Here is a 16164-nt window from a genome sequence, read left to right on the forward strand (position 1 = left end):
GAGGACGATAAAGGCAAAACTTCGAGCCGGTCAATGCTGACCAGCCCTAGTGAAATCGGTCAACGGCCTCGCAGCTCAAGCTGCTCATGGCTTTCCGATGGGATGACTCACCAATCCTCCTTCACCGCCATCACCGCTTCCTTCCCCGCCGCCGCCCGTCCCGCCAGCCACGCGGTCACCGTGCCTGACACCACCACTGCAGCACACAGCGCAAGCAACCTTCCCCCCGGCACCGCCAGATCCATCGTCCAGTAAAAACTCTGCGGATTGACCACGTGCACTAGCACCACCGACACGGCCAGCCCCAGCAGCACGCCCGCCGCCGCACCCACGGCCGTCCACGCAGCGCCTTCGCTAGCCACCACGGTCAGGATCTGCCGACGTGTGAGGCCCAGGTGGGCAAGCAGGCCAAACTCCTTGCGCCGCGCCAGCACCTGGGCGCTGAAGCTGGCGGCCACGCCGAACAGGCCGATGCCGATGGCGACGGCCTGCAGCCAGTAGGTGACGGCGAAGCTGCGGTCGAAGATGCGCAGCGAGCGCTCGCGGATGGTGGCGGCGGAGCTGAACTCCACCAGGGCCTCGCCGCTGTCGCCCGTTGCGGCACCCGCCCCAGTGGTGGGTTGGCGACCCGCTTGGGTTGCAGCGAGCGCGCGGATGGACGCCTGCAGGGCCGACACATCGGTGCCTTCGCTGGGCCACAGGGCCAGGTCGCTGGTGCGGGCGTCGCCGGTCAGGCGCAGCCACACGGCGCGGTCCATCACCACGGCGCCGGTTTGCCGGGCGTAGTCCCGCCAGATGCCTGCTATGTAAAAGATAGCTGTTGGCGCATGATTCTCTAGAGCTTGGGCGTTAAATGCCTTGGAAAGTGCAGGCCACTCCATGCCGGGGCGCAGGCCGTACAGGTCCACCACGGCCTCGCTGATGTACACGCCGGTGCGGCCAGGGGGCACGGGCAGGGCTTCGCCCACCAGGGGCAGGGTCTGCGCTGGCTCATCGCCCAAGGGGCGGCTTAGCACCGTGAGCGAGGGCAGGGTGGGGGACAGTTGCAGCGGGCTGGCGCGCAGCGGCTGCACGCGGTCTAGGCCCGGTAACTGGGCCACCGCTTCTGCAAAGCCTGCGGGCAACAAAGCGGCCTCACCGCCGCCCGTGCCACCCCCACCGATGGCCGAGCGCGCGTACAGCGGCGACGGCAGCACCGCGTCCAGCCACTGCGTGACCGAGCCGCGAAAGCTGGACACCATCACCGTCAGCGCCACGGCCAGGCTCAGCGACGCCACCACGCCGCCCACCGCGATGGCCGCGCTGCCGCGCATGCGCCGCGCGCGCTCCAGCGCCAGCAGTGGCAGCGCATGGCGTGCGGCCAGAGGCTGCAGCCACGCCAGCAACCGCGCCATGCCCCAGGGCAGCAGGGCAATGCCCCCCACCAACAGCAGCGCAATGGCCACGTACGCGGCCAGTGGAATGCCAAATACGGGTGGAGCGCTAGTGAGCAGTGCCCCGGCAGCTATCAAAAAGATACCAACGGTACCTTTGTCCGCCTGGCTGGCTGCGGCACCAAGGCCCTTCAGGGTCTGGGCGGGGGGCAAGGTCTGCGCGGCGCGGGCGGGCCACCAGCCACCCGCCAAGGCGGCCGCCACGCCGAGTGCGCCGTACACCAACGCGGCGGGGGCGCTCCATTGCAGCGCAGGCCGCACGCCCGCAAAGTAGCCGCCGCCCAGGTCGCCGCCCAGCAGTTGCAACGCCGTGGCTGCCAGCGCGGTGCCCAGGGCAATGCCCAGCACGCTGCCCAGCAGGCCCAAGGCTGCCGACTCCGCCAGCACCAGCGCCAGCCGCTGGCGCGGTGTGGTGCCCAGCACGGCGAGCAACGCAAACTGCGGCCCGCGCTGCGCCACGCTGAGGGCCAGCACCGAGAACACCAAAAACGCCCCGGTGAACAGTGCCACCAGCGCCAGCACCGTCAGGTTGACCCGGTAGGCGCGCGACAGGTTGCTGATGCGCTGGGTGGCATCGCCGGGCTGCGCCAGCACCAGGTTGGCAGGCCAGCCAGGCTGCGCGCGCAGTGTGGTCTCCCACGCAGTGCGGTCGGTGCCGGGCTGCAGTTGCAGGTCGATGCGGGTGAGTGCGCCTGCGCGGCCAAACAGGTCTTGCGCAGCGCCAATGTCCATCACAGCCAGCGGCGCGCCGCCGGCGGTCACGGTGCCTGCCACCTGCACCGTGAGCGCCTGTTGCAAACCCACCTGCAGCGTGAGGCGGGGCAGGGGCGACGCTGGTGCTGGAGCGGCGGCAGAAAGCCCCAGTGCCTGCAGCGCCGCCGTGTTGAGGAACACCGTGGCGGGTGCGAAGAGGGCAAACCGGTCGGCGCTGTCCCAGGGGCGTGGCACCAGCGCCGGGGCCATGGTGGGCAGTAGCAGTGCATCGGCGCCCAGCACACGGATGGGCGTGCGAAGGGACTGGTCTTTGGCGCCCGCTGTTGTAGCTGCCTGCGCTACGGCCGACAGCTCCAGCAGCGGGCTGGCGCGGGCCACTTGCGGGTCGGTGGCCAGGCGTTCGTACAGCGCCTCGGGCAGGCCGCCTTGCATGGCGCGCAGCTCCAGGTCGGGCTGACCGTTGACGGCGCGCACGGCCTGCGAGAACTCGTCCAGCGCCGACGCATTGATCACATGCACGGCAAACGCCAGCGCCACACCGAGCATCACAGCCGCCACCGCTGCGGCGCTACGCCAGGGGTGGTGGCGAAGGTCTTGCCAGGAGAAGGTGCGGAGCAGGGCGAGCATGGGCTGCATTGTGGCCGCAGGTGTTGGTAGCCTGGGCTTTTGATACACATCAACCTTGCATTTCAACCCCCTTGAAGACGCGATTCGGCAGGCCTATCTTGGAGTTAGGGCCAGCCCTCCTGCGCAGGCTCAGTTGTCCGTTTCAACCCCTTTTCAGGAGCCAAAACCATGAACTCTCTTGTGACCCGCGGCAGTCTGTTTGACGACTTCTTCAAGGACATTGCCCCCGGCTTTTACGTGCGCCCGCTGCATGGCGACAACCTGCCTTCGCCCAGCCAGATCAAGGTGGATGTGAAGGAAACCGAAGGCGGCTACACGGTGCAGGCCGAAGTGCCCGGCGTGGCCAAGGAGGACATCCACGTGTCCCTTGAAGGCAATGTGGTGAACTTGCGTGCCGAGGTGCGCCAGCACGATGAAAAGCGCGAAGGCGAAAAGGTGCTGCGCAGCGAGCGCTACTTTGGCGCCGTGGCCCGCAGCTTCCAGCTGCCGGCCGATGTGGACGCCGCGCAGGCCAAGGCCAAGTATGACAACGGCGTGCTGACGTTGACCCTGCCCAAGAAGGTGAACAAGGCGGCGCAGCGGCTGAACATCGAGTGAGCGCAGCTCACACAACCCTTCTGGCGTTGTTGCTGCGTCTTGTCGTACTGAACGTACTGCCTGCGACGCAGCGCCTAGCCAGAACCGCTGCGCTGGGTTGTGCGATCCGCTCCACGCGTCCGCAGCCGCTTTGGCTGCGATGGGCGCTACCTAGGCCGCGATACCGCCGGCCGTGAGCCGCAGCACCCGGTCGGCCCGCGCTGCGGCGGCGTCGGAATGGGTGACCAGCACCAGCGATGCGCCGTGCTCGCGCGTCTGGGCCAGCAGCAGGTCCATCACGCGCGTGGCGGTGGTGGGGTCGAGGTTGCCGGTGGGCTCGTCGGCCAGCAGCAGGGCGGGGCGGTGCACCAGCGCGCGGGCAATGGCCACACGCTGCAGCTGCCCGCCGCTGAGCTGTTGCGGCAGCCGTGCACCCAGCCCTTCCAGGCCCACGGCGGCCAGCATGTGGTGCACGCGGGCCGCATCACTTTGGCCCAGCAGCATCAGCGGCAGGGCCACGTTCTGTGCCACGTCCAGGTGCGGCAACACGTGGAAGGCCTGGAACACAAAGCCCACCTGCGCGCGGCGCCACAGAGCGCGGGCGGTGTCGTCCAGCTGGCCCAGGTCGGTGGTGCCGTGGGTGATGCTGCCGGTGTCCCAGGTATCGAGGCCCGCCAGGCAGTTGAGCAGCGTGGACTTGCCCACACCCGAATCACCCACGATGGCCACAAACTCGCCCGGTGCCACGGCGAACTGCACGTTGGCAAACACCGGCGTGCTGCCGTAGTGCTTGCCCAGGTTCTGCACACGCAGCAGCGTCATGGCGTGCGCTGCTCCAGGCGCTGCAGCACGGCCTGCACCAGGTGGGCCACGGCATGGGGCTGGTCGCAGGCGATGGCGTGGCGCTGCGGCATGCTGCGCAGCCAGGTGATCTGGCGCTTGGCCAGCTGGCGCGTGGCGGCAATGCCGCGCTCGCGCAGGAAGGCGGTGTTCAATGGCGTGCCTGCGGGGCGGCTGGCCTGGAAGTCGAGTTCTTCCCACACCTGCCGGTAGCCCACGCAGCGCATGGAGGGCAGGTCGGGATGCAGGTCGCCGCGTGCGCGCAGGGCCGTTACCTCGTCAATGAAGCCACCGGCCAGCATGGCGTCAAAGCGCTGGGCAATGCGCTCGTGCAACCAGGCCCGGTTGTCGGGTTCCAGGGAAAAGAGTGCGCTGGCGCCGGTGTTGTTTGTGTTGTTTGCTACCTTTTTGATAGTGTGAAAGCTCGACAGCGGCTGGCCTGAGACATGCCACACCTCCAGCGCGCGCTGGATGCGCTGGCTGTCGCCGGGGGCCAGGCGTGCGGCCGTTACCGGGTCTACACGCGCCAGCTCGGCGTGCAGGGCGGGCCAGCCTTGCTCGGCCGCCTGGGCTTCGATCTTGGCGCGCACCTCGGGGTCGGCGGCAGGCATGTCGTCGATGCCATCAAACAGCGCCTTGAAGTACAGCATGGTGCCGCCCACCAGCAGCGGCAGTGCGCCGCGCGCGCGGATCTCGGCGATGAGCCGGGTGGCGTCTTGCACAAACTCGGCGGCGCTGTAGGCCTGCAGCGGGTCGCGGATGTCGATGAGGTGGTGGGGCACGGCGGCGCGCTCGTCGGGCGTGGGTTTGGCGGTGCCGATGTCCATGCCCCGGTACACCAGGGCCGAGTCCACGCTGATGATCTCGACCGGCCGGCCCTGCTTGCCCAGCACGGCAGCCAGCGCCAGCGCACCGGCCGTCTTGCCCGATGCAGTGGGGCCCGCCAGGGCGATGGTGGGGAGGGTGTCAGGCGTGCTCACGGGGCGCTCCAAACTTCTGCACCAGGGTCCACGAGATCACGGCCAGTGCCACCGACCAGAACCAGATGCCATTGACCAGCGGCCACACCGTGCCATCGAGCCGCATCCCCAGCCAGCCGCCAATGGCAAACGCCGCCAGCATCATCATGAAACCGTTCAGTGCCGATGCCACGCCAGCCGCCTTGGGGAAGGGCCCCACCGCGCCGCTTTGCCCGCAGGGCTGGTGGATGCCATGCCCCACCATGAACAGGTAAAACGGCAGCGTCAGCGCCCAGGGCTGGTGCCAACCCATCCAGGCCACCAGCGCCATCAGCGTGCCGCCCCCGGCGCTCAACGCCCCGGCAATGGCGACCGTGCGCTGCAAGCCAAAGCGCGCCAGCAGCGCGCGGCACACAAAGGTGCCCCCAAAGTAGGCCACGCACGCAGAGGCCATGACCCAGCCGTACATGGTGCGCGTGAGGCCGAGCACATCGATGTAAACGAACGAGGACGACGCCAGAAACGTGAACAGGCCGCCGTAGGTGGCCGTGGTCTGCAGCGAAAACGCCCAGAAGGTGGGGTTGCGCAGCACATGCAGCCAGGTGCCCACCAGTGCGCGGGGCTGCAGGGCCTGCGGGTTGCGGTGGGCCAGGGTCTCGGGCAAGCGCAAGGCCACCAGCGCCAGTGTGACCACGGCGTACACCGTTAGCGCCAGCAACGCAGCGCGCCAGCCCAGCCATTCGCTCAGCAGGCCTCCCATGGGGGCGCAGATGCAGGCCACGATGCCCAGCCCCGTGAGCGCTTTTGACATGGCGCGCGCGCCCTCCAGCGGGGTGTACAGGTCGCGCACGATGGCGCGCGCGCACATCACCACGGCACCCATGGCTGCCCCCTGAGCGATGCGCCACAGAATCAGCAGACCCATGGTGGGCGCAAAGGCGCTGCCCAGCGAGGCCACGGTGTAGATGGTCAGGCCCGCCAGCAGGATAGGGCGGCGGCCGAAGCGGTCAGACAGCGGGCCCCACACCATTTGCGAGCAACCGAACGCCAGCAACAGCCCGCTGAGCGTGAGCTGCGCGGCCGCCATGGGGGCGCCCAGGCTGCGGGTGAGCGCGGGCAGGGCGGGCAGATACAGGTCGGTGGTGACGGGCTGGATGGAAAGCAGCAGGGCCAGCACCAGAATGGCCAGGCCGGGATGGATCGAGACAGGGGCGGCCGCAGACGCTGCGGTGGCGGAGGGGGCAGACATATCTGTCTGAGCGTACCAGAAGGGGTGGGCGCGCCACTGGCAGGTTGATTGTCGTGGGCCCGTGAGAACTTGCGCAGATTTGTGTATGACAAAGGTCGCACCGGTGACATCCTGGCGAGTGCGGGGCGAAGCACCATGGCGGCGCGGTGGCTGGCGGACCGACTGGCCCTGGACTCTGTTCTGAGGGGTGCCGCGCCAAGATGCCGCACAAACCAACATAACGAGGAGACAAGACATGCACAAGATCCAAAGCGCCTCCTTGGCGTACCCCCATTCCTCCATGCGTTCTGCGTCGCCCCGGCGTTCTGGCACAGCCGCTGCAACGCTGTGGCAAACCGCCTGCGCCGTGGCGGTGTTGGGTGTGGCCTTGTCGGCCCCAGCCCAGGCGCAGGCCCCGGCATTGCCTGCGCCCGAGACCGTGACGCTGGACAAGCTGGGCTACATGAGCACCTTCCCGCCTGAGGGGGCGCAGCGGGTGGACCTGAGCAACTCGTACAAATACCCGCAACTGCGCTGGGCCGTGCAGCACCTGCGCGAGCTGCAGCCCACGCGCAACATCCGCCGGGGCAGTGCTGCGCCCTCGGCCCTGCTGGCCGACCCGCGACCACTGGGCGCTGTGGCATTCGATGACGACAAGGGCCAGCCCATCACGGTGGACCAATGGTTCACCCGCACCTACACCGATGCCCTGGTGGTGATGCACAAGGGCCGCGTGGTGTACGAGCGCTACGACAACCAGATGAAGCCCTACACGCCGCATCTGCTGTTCTCGGTCACCAAGTCGTTCACCGGGCTCATGGCGGCGCAGCTGGCGCACGAGGGCAAGATCGACCCCGAGGCGCTGGTGACCAAATACGTGCCGGAACTGGCCGAATCGGCCTGGGGCGACATGAAGGTGCGCGATGTGATGGACATGACGGGCGCCGTGCGCTTCCGCGAGGTCTACACCGACCCGACGACCGAGATCTTTGGCTACAGCTGGTCCAGCGGTCTGCTGCCCCGTCCGCCGGGCTACCAGGGGCCAACCAATGTGTACGACTTCCTCAAGACGCTCAAGAAGGAAGGCGAACATGGCGCCGGTTTTGTGTACCGCACCGTGCATTCGGAGGTGCTGGGCTGGATCGTGTCGCGCGCCACGGGCAAACACTGGGCGGAGCTGATGAGCGACAACATCTGGCAAAAGCTGGGCACTGAAGAGGACGCCCATGTGATGGTGGACAGCGTGGGCACGCCGCTGCAGGGCGCAGGCCTCAACGCCACGGCGCGCGATCTGGCGCGGTTTGGCGAGATGCTGCGTCTGGGCGGCAGCTTCAACGGCCAGAAGATTTTTGACAAGGCCGTGATCGACGACACCGCCAAGGGCGGCGACCGCGAGAAGTTCAAGATGGGTGGCATGGCCTTTCGGCCCGGCTACAGCTACCGCAACCAGTGGTGGGTGCTGCACAACGCCGATGGTGCCTACGAGGCTGCGGGCATCCACGGCCAGTTCATCCATGTGAACCCTGCCGCCGAGATGGTGGTGGTCAAGCTGTCGTCCCACCCCGTGGCTGGGGCCGGCTTTACCCACCCGCTCACCCTTAAGGCCTGGGCGGCGCTGGCGCAGGCGGTGCGCCGTTGACGATACGCCTACTTCAGGTGGAACAGCGAGGCCACGGCCTCGCGGTACTGCCGTTGTCCCACAGAGTTGGTGTTGTGGTGTGAGCCGCCTTCCACCAGCACAAACTGCTTGGGCTCCCGTGCTGCCTCGTACAGCTGGCGGCCCAGTGCGGGGCGGATCAGGCTGTCGTCGCTGCCATGCACCACCAGCAGCGGCGAGCCGATGTCGGCCACCTTGCGGATGGACTCAAACCGCTGGGTGATGAGGGGCGACACGGGCAGCCAGCCCCACTTGAAGGTGCTGACCACGTCGGGGATGCTGGTGAAAGTGCCTTCGACGATGGTGCCCTTTTCATCCGGCACCTGGCGTGCCAGGTCGATGGCGATGGCGCCGCCCAGCGAGTGGCCGAAGATGTAGCGTGGCTTGTCCGGGTGCTGCTCGGCCAGCCAGTTCCAGGCGGCGCGGGCGTCCTCGGCGGCAGTGGCTTCGGACGGCAGGCCTGCGCTGCTGCGCCCAAAGCCCCGGTAGTCGATGGCCAGCACCGAAAAGCCCAGCTCCTGCATGCGCCGGATGCGGCCCGACGAACCTGCCACGTTCCAGCGCGCGCCGTGCAGATACAGCAGCACGGGTGCGCTGGCCTTCGTGTGGGGCAACCACAGCCCGTGCAGGCGCTCGGCCTTGCCGCTGGCGTCGGAGGTGAATTCGATCCACACGTCCTGCATGCCTTCGGTGGACGGCGCGCCGCCCCAGCTGCGGTCGCTGGGCTGGAAGATCCATTCGCGCTGTTTGGCGTCGAGGGTGGCGCAACCCACGCTCACGGCCACTGCCAGCGCCAGGGATGCAAGGAGAGGGATTCGTTTCATCGTCCGACAGATTCTGGTTCCGATGCAAAAGTTCGGTGAGGACGAATGGTATTGGGAAGCGCCTGTGACTCAGGAGCAGGCTCCGCGCACGCTGCGCTGGTCGGTCACGCCCTCCAGCACCTTGAGCAACCCGTACTGCAGCAGCCGCAGCATGCCCTGCGCGGTGGCGGCCTCAAACAGCTGGTCCACTGGCGCACGGGTCTGGATCAGCTTCTTGATGCCCGGCGAGGCGGCCATGAGTTCGTAGATGCCCACACGGCCTTTGTAGCCCGTGTGGTCGCAATGGCTGCACCCTTGGGCACGGTACAGCACCCAATCCGATGCCCCTGCGGGGACAAAGCGGCTGCGCCAGGGCGCCAGCAGGCTCTCGGGCGCCAGGCCGGTGCCAGCCGCGTAGTCCGTGGCGATCTGCCGCAGCTCGTCGGCGTCCGGGTTGTAGGGCTGCTTGCAGTCGGGACACAGGCGGCGCGCCAGGCGCTGGCTCAGCACCCCCACCAGCGCGTCGGCAAAGTTGAAGGGATCCAGCCCCATGTCCAGCATGCGGATCACGCTCTCGGGCGCGCTGTTGGTGTGCAGGGTGGACATCACCATGTGGCCGGTCAGCGAGGCCTCGATGCGATGTGGGCGGTTTCGCTGTCGCGCATTTCGCCCACCATGATCACGTCCGGGTCGGCCCGCAAAAAGGCGCGCATGGCGGTGGCAAACGTGAGCCCGATGCGCGGGTGCATCTGGATCTGGCGCAGGCCATGGTGCGTGATCTCGATGGGGTCTTCGGCCGTCCAGATCTTGGTGTCAGGGTGGTTCACCTCGGCCAGCAGCGAGTGCAGGGTGGTGGTCTTGCCCGACCCCGTGGGCCCACACACCAGGATCAGGCCGTAGCTGCGGTGCACCATCTGCTGCAGTTGTTCGACCAGGGCGCCATCCATGCCCAGCTTGGCCAGCGGGATGGGTTTGGACGATGCCAGGAGCCGCATCACGATGTCTTCGAGCCCGTTGGTGGTTGGCAGCACGGCCACGCGCAGCTCCAGCTTGGTGTGGCCAAAGCGCGAGAAGTCGATCTTTCCGTCCTGCGGCAGCCGGTGCTCGGAGATGTCCAGGTTGGCCATGATCTTGATGCGCGACAGCAGCGCCGCGCGCAGCACGAACGGGATGCGCATGTATTCGGTCAAATCGCCGTCCACGCGCAGCCGGATCAGCGTGGGCTGCTCCTCGGGGTAGGCCTCGATGTGGATGTCCGACGCGCCCCGTGCCTGGGCGTCCAGGATGGTCTTGTTGACCAGCCGCACCACCAGGCTGTCGTTGTCGGACACCTGCCGCTGCAGGTCTGGGTGGCCCGGCGATGTGTCGCTGGCCGTGAGCCGCTGGGACAGTTGCCGCAGCTCTTCTTCAATCGACAGATCGGTGCGGTCCATGCCCACCTTGGAGTATTCCACCGTGATGCGCGCCGCCAGTTCGTCCGGGTTGGCAATGACGGGCACCACCTGCTTCTGGGCCGAGAACCGCAGCTCGTCCAGGTAGTCGGCATCCACCGGGCTTTCCACCGCCACCACCAGGCTCTTGTCGCTGACCAGCAGGGGCAGCACCTGGTGCTCTACCGCGTATTCCTTGGGCACCAGGCGCAGCACCTCGGGCTGCACCACAAAGCCGTCCAGCGCCACCATCGGAATGCTGAACTGCTGCGCCACCACCTCGGTCAGCTGGGCCCGGCTCAGCGCGCCCATCTCCACCAGGATGTTGCCCAGCAGGTGCTTGTTGCCCCGCTGCATCAGCGTCAGGGCATCCCGCATCTGGTCGTTGCTGACCAGTCCCTGGTTGATGAGGAGGTCGCCCAGCCGCACGGGCACAAAACTGCCGATCTGGGTGATCTGGCCGGCCAGCTGCGCCGGGCTGCGGATGGGTTCGCCGTTGGCCGAGGGGCCTTGCCGCCGCCGCTCCTGCTCGGTCAGGGCCAGTTGCACCGTGTCGGCGCTGACCAGGTTCGACTGGATCAGGTGCTGGCCCAGCAGGCCGCCCACCTGGTAGCTGCGCAGTGCCGTGGTGGGGATGAATATCCGCACGCAGTGCACCGCATCGGTGGTCAGATAGAAGAACAGGCCCTGGCGGGTTTTGACAAAGCCCTTGGTCTCGCCGCGCAGGTTTTCATCGTCGATGAATTGCACGGTGAAGGGGCGCGATGTGGTGTTGACTTCGTATCCCCCGGCGGCTTGGTAACGCGCCGTCAGGTCGGTATCGGCCGCCAGCGGAATGGGTGGCATCAGCTGGATGCTCTTGATGGCCGCAAACGGCAGTGTCACCGCCGCCGTGCCCTCTGGCGGCATCAGCACGGCGCGTTGTGCCTGCGGGTCAAACTGCTCCAGCACGCCGTGGCGGGTGTCCCCGCCCGTTGTGAAGACGATGGCGTCTGCCGGTGTGACGACATCTGCCGGCCGCGCGTCGCGAAAGAACGGCGGAAACGGCCAATGCTGCATGCGCGCGCTGCCTGTCACGACAGCCGCGAGGCCGACTGCATGGGCGAGGAGGTGTCGATGGAAAGGTCCCCCGCATCCTGCGTGGTCACGCCCGCCGCCAGGCGCACGCGCAGCGCCAGGTCGGTGCGCGAGTCGGCGTTGTGTAGCGCCTCGTCCAGCGAGATGCGGCCGTCGGTGTAGAGCTGGTACAGCGCCTGGTCAAAGGTGCACATGCCGATCTCGGTGCTGTGGCCCATGGCCTCCTTGATGCCGGAGAACTCGCCCTTGGCGATCAGGTCCGCGATGTAGGGCGAGTTGAGCATCACCTCCACCGCAGGCACCAGCTTTTCGTGCAGGCCGGGGATCAGGCGCTGCGAGATCACGCCAGCCAGGTTCAGGCTCAGGTCCATCAGCAGCTGGTGGTGCGCATCCTCGGGGAAGAAGTTGATGACCCGCTCCATGGCCTGGTTGGCATTGTTGGCGTGCAGCGTGGACAGGCACAGGTGGCCCGTCTCGGCATAGGCAATGGCCTGCTTCATGGTGTTGCGGTCGCGGATCTCGCCGATCATGATCACGTCGGGTGCCTCGCGCAGCGCGTTCTTCAGGGCTTCTTCGTACGACTGCGTGTCGATGCCCACCTCGCGCTGGTCCACCACCGAGCGCTTGTGCGCGTGCAAGAACTCCAGCGGGTCTTCGATGGTGAGGATGTGGCCCGTGACGTTCTCGTTGCGGTAGTTGATCATCGACGCCAGCGTGGTCGATTTGCCCGAGCCGGTGGCGCCGGTCACCAGCACCAGGCCACGCTTGCGCAGCACCAGCTTTTCCAGCACCGGGGGCAGGCCCAGTGCGGCCAGTGGCGGGATCTTGTTCTTGATGTAGCGCACCACCATGCCGGTTTCGCCGCGCTGCACAAAAACGTTTACCCGGAAGCGCCCCAGGTTCTCGGCCGAGATCGACAGGTTCATCTCCTGCTTGGCCTCGAACTCGCCGATCTGCTTTTCGTTCATGACCGAGTAGGCCAGTTGCTTGACCTGGCCGGGCAGCAAGGCGGGCATCTTCAACGGGTGGGTGACCCCTTCGATCTTGAGATTGACCGGCGCGCCGACACTGAAAAAGAGGTCCGAGCCTCCCTTTTCGACCATGACGTTCAAGAAGCTGAAGATTTCCATGCCGGACTCCCCAAAGTGTGCGTATTTGTTTCCAGGTGCAGCATAGCCTGCACTGCGCCGCGCGCCAAAAACAAAGGGGCCGAAGCCCCAGTGATTTGCTTTGCGAACAGGCTCTAAGGCCCTGCTGGGGCCTACACCACGCCTTGCGCCAGCATGGCGTCGGCCACCTTCACAAAGCCGGCGATGTTGGCACCGTCGATGTAGCTCACGCTGCCGTCGGCACGCTTGCCATATTGCAGGCAGGCCGCGTGGATGCCCTGCATGATCTGCAGCAGGCGGGCGTCCACCTCTTCGCGCGGCCAGGATAGGCGGGCCGAGTTCTGGCTCATCTCCAGGCCCGATGTGGCTACGCCACCCGCATTGCTGGCCTTGCCGGGGGCGTAGAGCACGCCAGCGGCCTCAAACGCCTTGGCGGCTTCGATGGTCGAGGGCATGTTGGCGCCCTCGGCCACGCAGACCACACCGTTCTGGATGAGCGTTTTCGCGTCGTTCTCGTCCAGCTCGTTTTGCGTGGCGCATGGCAGGGCCACGTCCACCTTCACGTGCCAGGGGCGGACACCGGCCTCGAACTTCACGCCCGTGCGTGCGGCGTAATCGCTCACGCGGCCGTACAGGTGGTTCTTGACGTCCATGAGGATGGCGAGCTTTTCAGGCGTAAAGCCCTCTTCATCAACGATGGTGCCGCTGGAGTCCGACACCGTGATGACCTTGGCACCCAGTTGCATGGCCTTCTCAACGGCGTATTGCGCTACGTTGCCCGAGCCCGACACCGACACGCGCAGGCCGTCGAACGAGCGGCCCCGGGTCTTGAGCATCTCTTGCGCGAAGTACACGGTGCCATAGCCCGTGGCTTCAGGGCGGATCAGCGAGCCGCCGAACGACAGGCCCTTGCCGGTGAACACGCTGGCCGCGTTGTTGGCCAGCTTTTTGTACATGCCCGCCATGAAACCCACCTCACGGCCGCCCACGCCGATGTCGCCGGCGGGCACATCGGTGTCCGGACCCACGTGGCGGTACAGCTCGGTCACAAAGGCCTGGCAAAAGCGCATGACTTCGGCAGGGCTCTTGCCCTTGGGGTCGAAGTCGGAGCCGCCCTTGCCGCCGCCCATGGGCAGCGTCGTCAGTGCGTTCTTGAAAGTCTGCTCAAAAGCCAGGAACTTGAGCACCGACAGGTTGACGGACGGGTGAAAGCGCAGCCCGCCCTTGTAGGGGCCGATGGCCATGCTGTGCTGGATGCGGTAGCCGCGGTTGACCTGCACGGCGCCATGGTCGTCCACCCAGGACACGCGGAACATCACGACGCGCTCGGGCTCCACCAGCCGCTCCAGCAGGCCGTGCTCGGCATAGCGGGGGTGCTGCGCGATGAACGGCCACAGGCTTTCCATCACTTCGGTGACAGCTTGCAGGAATTCCGGCTGGCCGGGATTGCGGAGCGCCACGTGGGAAAGGAAGCTCTCGGCGGTCGCGTGTTTCATGGTTCAAAGGGCTTTCAGCAGTAAAGGGTCAACAAATCGAAGGCAGTCATGCACCGGTTTGGCGCACCGCAGCATCGAATTATGTCCAAAAGTTATACGTTCATGCCGATGTCTATGCACAATGGTGGGGAATGTGGCCGGGATATTTGCCACATATTGGTGCGTTTGGCGGGTGGTTCGGCCGTCATCCGTTGGTCAAGCCAACGTCATGGCCTTGTCACATGCCGACGCCACAGTTCGGCGGTTCTACCAACAACATAGCGAGGAGAAGAGCATGCACATCCCTGGTGTGAAATGGGGCGCGCTGGCCATGGTGGCCACGCTGGCAGCCTGCGGCGGCAGCGACAACTATCCGTACCCCACCCTGAACGGCGACAAGCCCCTGGTCATCGGCCACCGGGGCACGGCGGGCTACCGGCCCGACCACACGCTGGAAGGCTACAAGCTGGCCATCGACATGGGCGCCGACTTCATCGAGCCCGATCTGGTGGCCACCAAGGATGGTGTGCTGGTCGCCCGCCACGAGCCCAACATCACCGGCACCACCGATGTCTCCACCCGCCCCGAATTCGCCAGCCGCAAGACCAAGAAAGTGGTGGACGGCGTAGAGGAAGAAGGCTGGTTTGTCACCGACTTCACCCTGGCCGAACTCAAGACCCTGCGCGCCATCCAGCCCCTGTCCGACCGCGACCAGTCGTACAACGGCAAGTTCCAGATCCCCACCTTTGAGGAAGTGCTGGACCTGGCCAAGACCGAAGGCGCCAAGGCGGGTCGCACCGTGGGCGTGTACCCCGAGACCAAGCACCCCACCTACCACGTCAAGCAAGGCCTGCCGTTGGAAGACCGCCTGCTGGCCATCCTGGCCAAGTACGGCTACACCTCCAAGAGCTCACCCGTCATCATCCAGTCGTTCGAAGTCTCCAACCTCAAGTACCTGCGCACCAAGACCCAGGTGCGCCTGGTGCAGCTGGTGGACGCAGACGATGTGAACCCCGATGGCACCATGTCGCTGGTGGCCCCGTACGACAAGCCCTATGACTTTGCCGTGGCCGGTGACTCGCGTACCTTCGCCAGCCTGCTAACCCCCGCGGGCCTCAAGGAAGTCAAGACCTATGCCGACGGCATTGGCCCCTGGAAGCCCTACCTGATCCCCTCCAAGCAAGTGGATGCCAACAAGGACGGCAAGCCCGACGACCTGAATGGCGACGGCAAGATCGACGAACGCGACCGCGTGATGATTGCGCCCACCGACGTGGTGAAGAACGCACACGCTGAAGGCCTGTTCGTGCACGCCTACACCTTCCGCAACGAAGCCAAGCGCCTGGCCTCGGACTTCAAGGGCGACCCCAAGGCCGAATACAAGCTGTTCTACAACCTGGGTGTGGACGGCGTGTTCAGCGACTTTGCCGACACGGCCAAGGCAGCGCGGGACAACTGAAAGAGGCCACTGCACGCTACTGAGTAGCGTTCTGCGCACCCGTCAAAAAGCCCGCTTCGGCGGGCTTTTTTCATGCGGCGGTGTGGTGCGGGGTCAGAACCCCAGCGCAAACCCCACGCTGAGCACGGTGCGCCCCTGCTGGCGGCCAATGGTGGCGTCGAGCTGCCTGCCGGGCGCCCACTCCCACCGGGCGCCGGTCTGAAACGTGGGGGCGCTGTGCTGGGTGCCAAAGGCTTCCAGGTGCGGCGTGATGGCGCCCCAGGTGCGCTCCACCGAGGCGCCCCAGGTGGCGCGCCAGGACTGGCCGCGCTCGCGCTGGCTGCCCAGGTTGGCATTGACCACGCCCCAGGTCGCGGCGCAGGTGCCGATGAGATTGAGTGCGACCACGCTGCCTGCGCTCTGCCCGGCACCTTGGCGCCGGTGCACGACGCCGGCGCTGCTGCCTGCATTGCAGCCTTGTTCTTGCGCGGGGCTCCACAGCCACTTGGCCTGCACGCCTTGCAGGGTATGGCGCTCGTTGCGGTCACGTGCCAACACGGCGCCCAGCTCTAGTCCAGCAATGGGGGTGAACGCAGGGGCCATGGACACCGTGCCGGGCTGGCCGCGCTGGCCCTCCCACCACACTTCGACGTGGCCCTGGCCCACCTCGTCCACGCCCGCATCGTCCACGGACAGGGGGCGCCCGGCGTGGGCGGGCCAGGCCAGGCACAGGGCAGTGGTGGCCGCCAGCAGGTTGAGGGCGGGTGTAGGGGCGGGGCTGCAACGATAGGTCATGGA

11 protein-coding genes and 1 pseudogene are annotated in these 16164 nt (G+C 66.7%); 3 read left to right on the forward strand and 9 right to left on the reverse strand.

The window, feature by feature from the left end; all coding sequences use genetic code 11:
* Nucleotides 1-107: 107 nt before the first annotated feature.
* Nucleotides 108-2783 carry an FtsX-like permease family protein gene (locus tag ACT531_RS09390; protein ID WP_476017237.1) on the reverse strand — a complete coding sequence of 892 codons (2676 nt, stop codon included), beginning with the start codon at nucleotides 2781-2783 and terminating at the stop codon, nucleotides 108-110.
* A 159-nt stretch (nucleotides 2784-2942) separates the two neighbouring features.
* Here ACT531_RS09390 and ACT531_RS09395 point away from each other — a divergent pair, with 159 nt between their 5' ends.
* Nucleotides 2943-3371 (forward strand): Hsp20/alpha crystallin family protein, encoded by a 429-nt coding sequence (locus ACT531_RS09395; RefSeq protein WP_476017238.1) that lies wholly within the window; start codon nucleotides 2943-2945, stop codon nucleotides 3369-3371.
* Nucleotides 3372-3521: 150 nt separating this feature from the next.
* Here ACT531_RS09395 and ACT531_RS09400 read toward each other — a convergent pair whose 3' ends face one another.
* The 3 genes from ACT531_RS09400 to ACT531_RS09410 are packed head-to-tail and all read right to left on the reverse strand — an operon-like array spanning nucleotide 3522 to nucleotide 6398.
* Entirely contained in the window at nucleotides 3522-4172 is a 651-nt protein-coding gene (locus ACT531_RS09400; RefSeq protein ID WP_476017239.1) for an ABC transporter ATP-binding protein, read from the reverse strand.
* On the reverse strand, nucleotides 4169-5170 hold the full coding sequence (gene miaA, locus ACT531_RS09405) for a tRNA (adenosine(37)-N6)-dimethylallyltransferase MiaA (RefSeq protein WP_476017240.1): 1002 nt from the start codon (nucleotides 5168-5170) through the stop codon (nucleotides 4169-4171). Before miaA ends, ACT531_RS09400 begins: the two co-directional genes overlap by 4 nt.
* Entirely contained in the window at nucleotides 5157-6398 is a 1242-nt protein-coding gene (locus tag ACT531_RS09410; protein WP_476017241.1) for a multidrug effflux MFS transporter, read from the reverse strand. The genes miaA and ACT531_RS09410 overlap by 14 nt, the downstream gene beginning before the upstream one ends.
* A gap of 235 nt (nucleotides 6399-6633) precedes the next feature.
* On the opposite strand from ACT531_RS09410, the gene ACT531_RS09415 reads away from it, so the two are divergent.
* Nucleotides 6634-8016: a serine hydrolase domain-containing protein gene (locus ACT531_RS09415; protein ID WP_476017242.1), complete on the forward strand. Its 1383-nt coding sequence runs from the start codon at nucleotides 6634-6636 to the stop codon at nucleotides 8014-8016.
* Between the two features lie 8 nt (nucleotides 8017-8024).
* Here ACT531_RS09415 and ACT531_RS09420 read toward each other — a convergent pair whose 3' ends face one another.
* From ACT531_RS09420 to gdhA, 4 genes and pseudogenes are all read right to left on the reverse strand, one after another.
* Complete coding sequence (locus ACT531_RS09420; RefSeq protein ID WP_110959311.1) at nucleotides 8025-8858, reverse strand: alpha/beta hydrolase; 834 nt, start codon at nucleotides 8856-8858, stop codon at nucleotides 8025-8027.
* Between the two features lie 69 nt (nucleotides 8859-8927).
* Nucleotides 8928-11326: pseudogene (locus tag ACT531_RS09425) on the reverse strand (GspE/PulE family protein).
* A gap of 14 nt (nucleotides 11327-11340) precedes the next feature.
* Nucleotides 11341-12474, reverse strand: coding sequence for a PilT/PilU family type 4a pilus ATPase (locus ACT531_RS09430; protein ID WP_015013302.1), 1134 nt, complete (start codon nucleotides 12472-12474; stop codon nucleotides 11341-11343).
* A 131-nt stretch (nucleotides 12475-12605) separates the two neighbouring features.
* Entirely contained in the window at nucleotides 12606-13949 is a 1344-nt protein-coding gene (gdhA, locus tag ACT531_RS09435) for an NADP-specific glutamate dehydrogenase (RefSeq protein WP_476017243.1), read from the reverse strand.
* Between the two features lie 274 nt (nucleotides 13950-14223).
* Between gdhA and ACT531_RS09440 the strand changes: the two genes are divergently transcribed.
* Nucleotides 14224-15387: a glycerophosphodiester phosphodiesterase gene (locus ACT531_RS09440; protein WP_422849133.1), complete on the forward strand. Its 1164-nt coding sequence runs from the start codon at nucleotides 14224-14226 to the stop codon at nucleotides 15385-15387.
* 93 nt (nucleotides 15388-15480) lie between these two features.
* Here ACT531_RS09440 and ACT531_RS09445 read toward each other — a convergent pair whose 3' ends face one another.
* Nucleotides 15481-16161 (reverse strand): hypothetical protein, encoded by a 681-nt coding sequence (locus tag ACT531_RS09445; protein ID WP_476017244.1) that lies wholly within the window; start codon nucleotides 16159-16161, stop codon nucleotides 15481-15483.
* Nucleotides 16162-16164: the final 3 nt, after the last annotated feature.

This window comes from Acidovorax sp. DMC1, from assembly GCF_056314325.1.

Bases quoted from the DNA above. Each gene is read 5' to 3' on its own strand.
- ACT531_RS09395 (WP_476017238.1), top strand. From the start codon at position 2,943: ATGAACTCTCTTGTGACCCGCGGCAGTCTGTTTGACGACTTCTTCAAG.
- ACT531_RS09440 (WP_422849133.1), top strand. From the start codon at position 14,224: ATGCACATCCCTGGTGTGAAATGGGGCGCGCTGGCCATGGTGGCCACG.
- ACT531_RS09420 (WP_110959311.1), bottom strand. From the start codon at position 8,858: ATGAAACGAATCCCTCTCCTTGCATCCCTGGCGCTGGCAGTGGCCGTG.
- gdhA (WP_476017243.1), bottom strand. From the start codon at position 13,949: ATGAAACACGCGACCGCCGAGAGCTTCCTTTCCCACGTGGCGCTCCGC.
- ACT531_RS09400 (WP_476017239.1), bottom strand. From the start codon at position 4,172: ATGACGCTGCTGCGTGTGCAGAACCTGGGCAAGCACTACGGCAGCACG.
- ACT531_RS09415 (WP_476017242.1), top strand. From the start codon at position 6,634: ATGCACAAGATCCAAAGCGCCTCCTTGGCGTACCCCCATTCCTCCATG.
- ACT531_RS09410 (WP_476017241.1), bottom strand. From the start codon at position 6,398: ATGTCTGCCCCCTCCGCCACCGCAGCGTCTGCGGCCGCCCCTGTCTCG.
- ACT531_RS09390 (WP_476017237.1), bottom strand. From the start codon at position 2,783: ATGCAGCCCATGCTCGCCCTGCTCCGCACCTTCTCCTGGCAAGACCTT.
- ACT531_RS09430 (WP_015013302.1), bottom strand. From the start codon at position 12,474: ATGGAAATCTTCAGCTTCTTGAACGTCATGGTCGAAAAGGGAGGCTCG.
- ACT531_RS09445 (WP_476017244.1), bottom strand. From the start codon at position 16,161: ATGACCTATCGTTGCAGCCCCGCCCCTACACCCGCCCTCAACCTGCTG.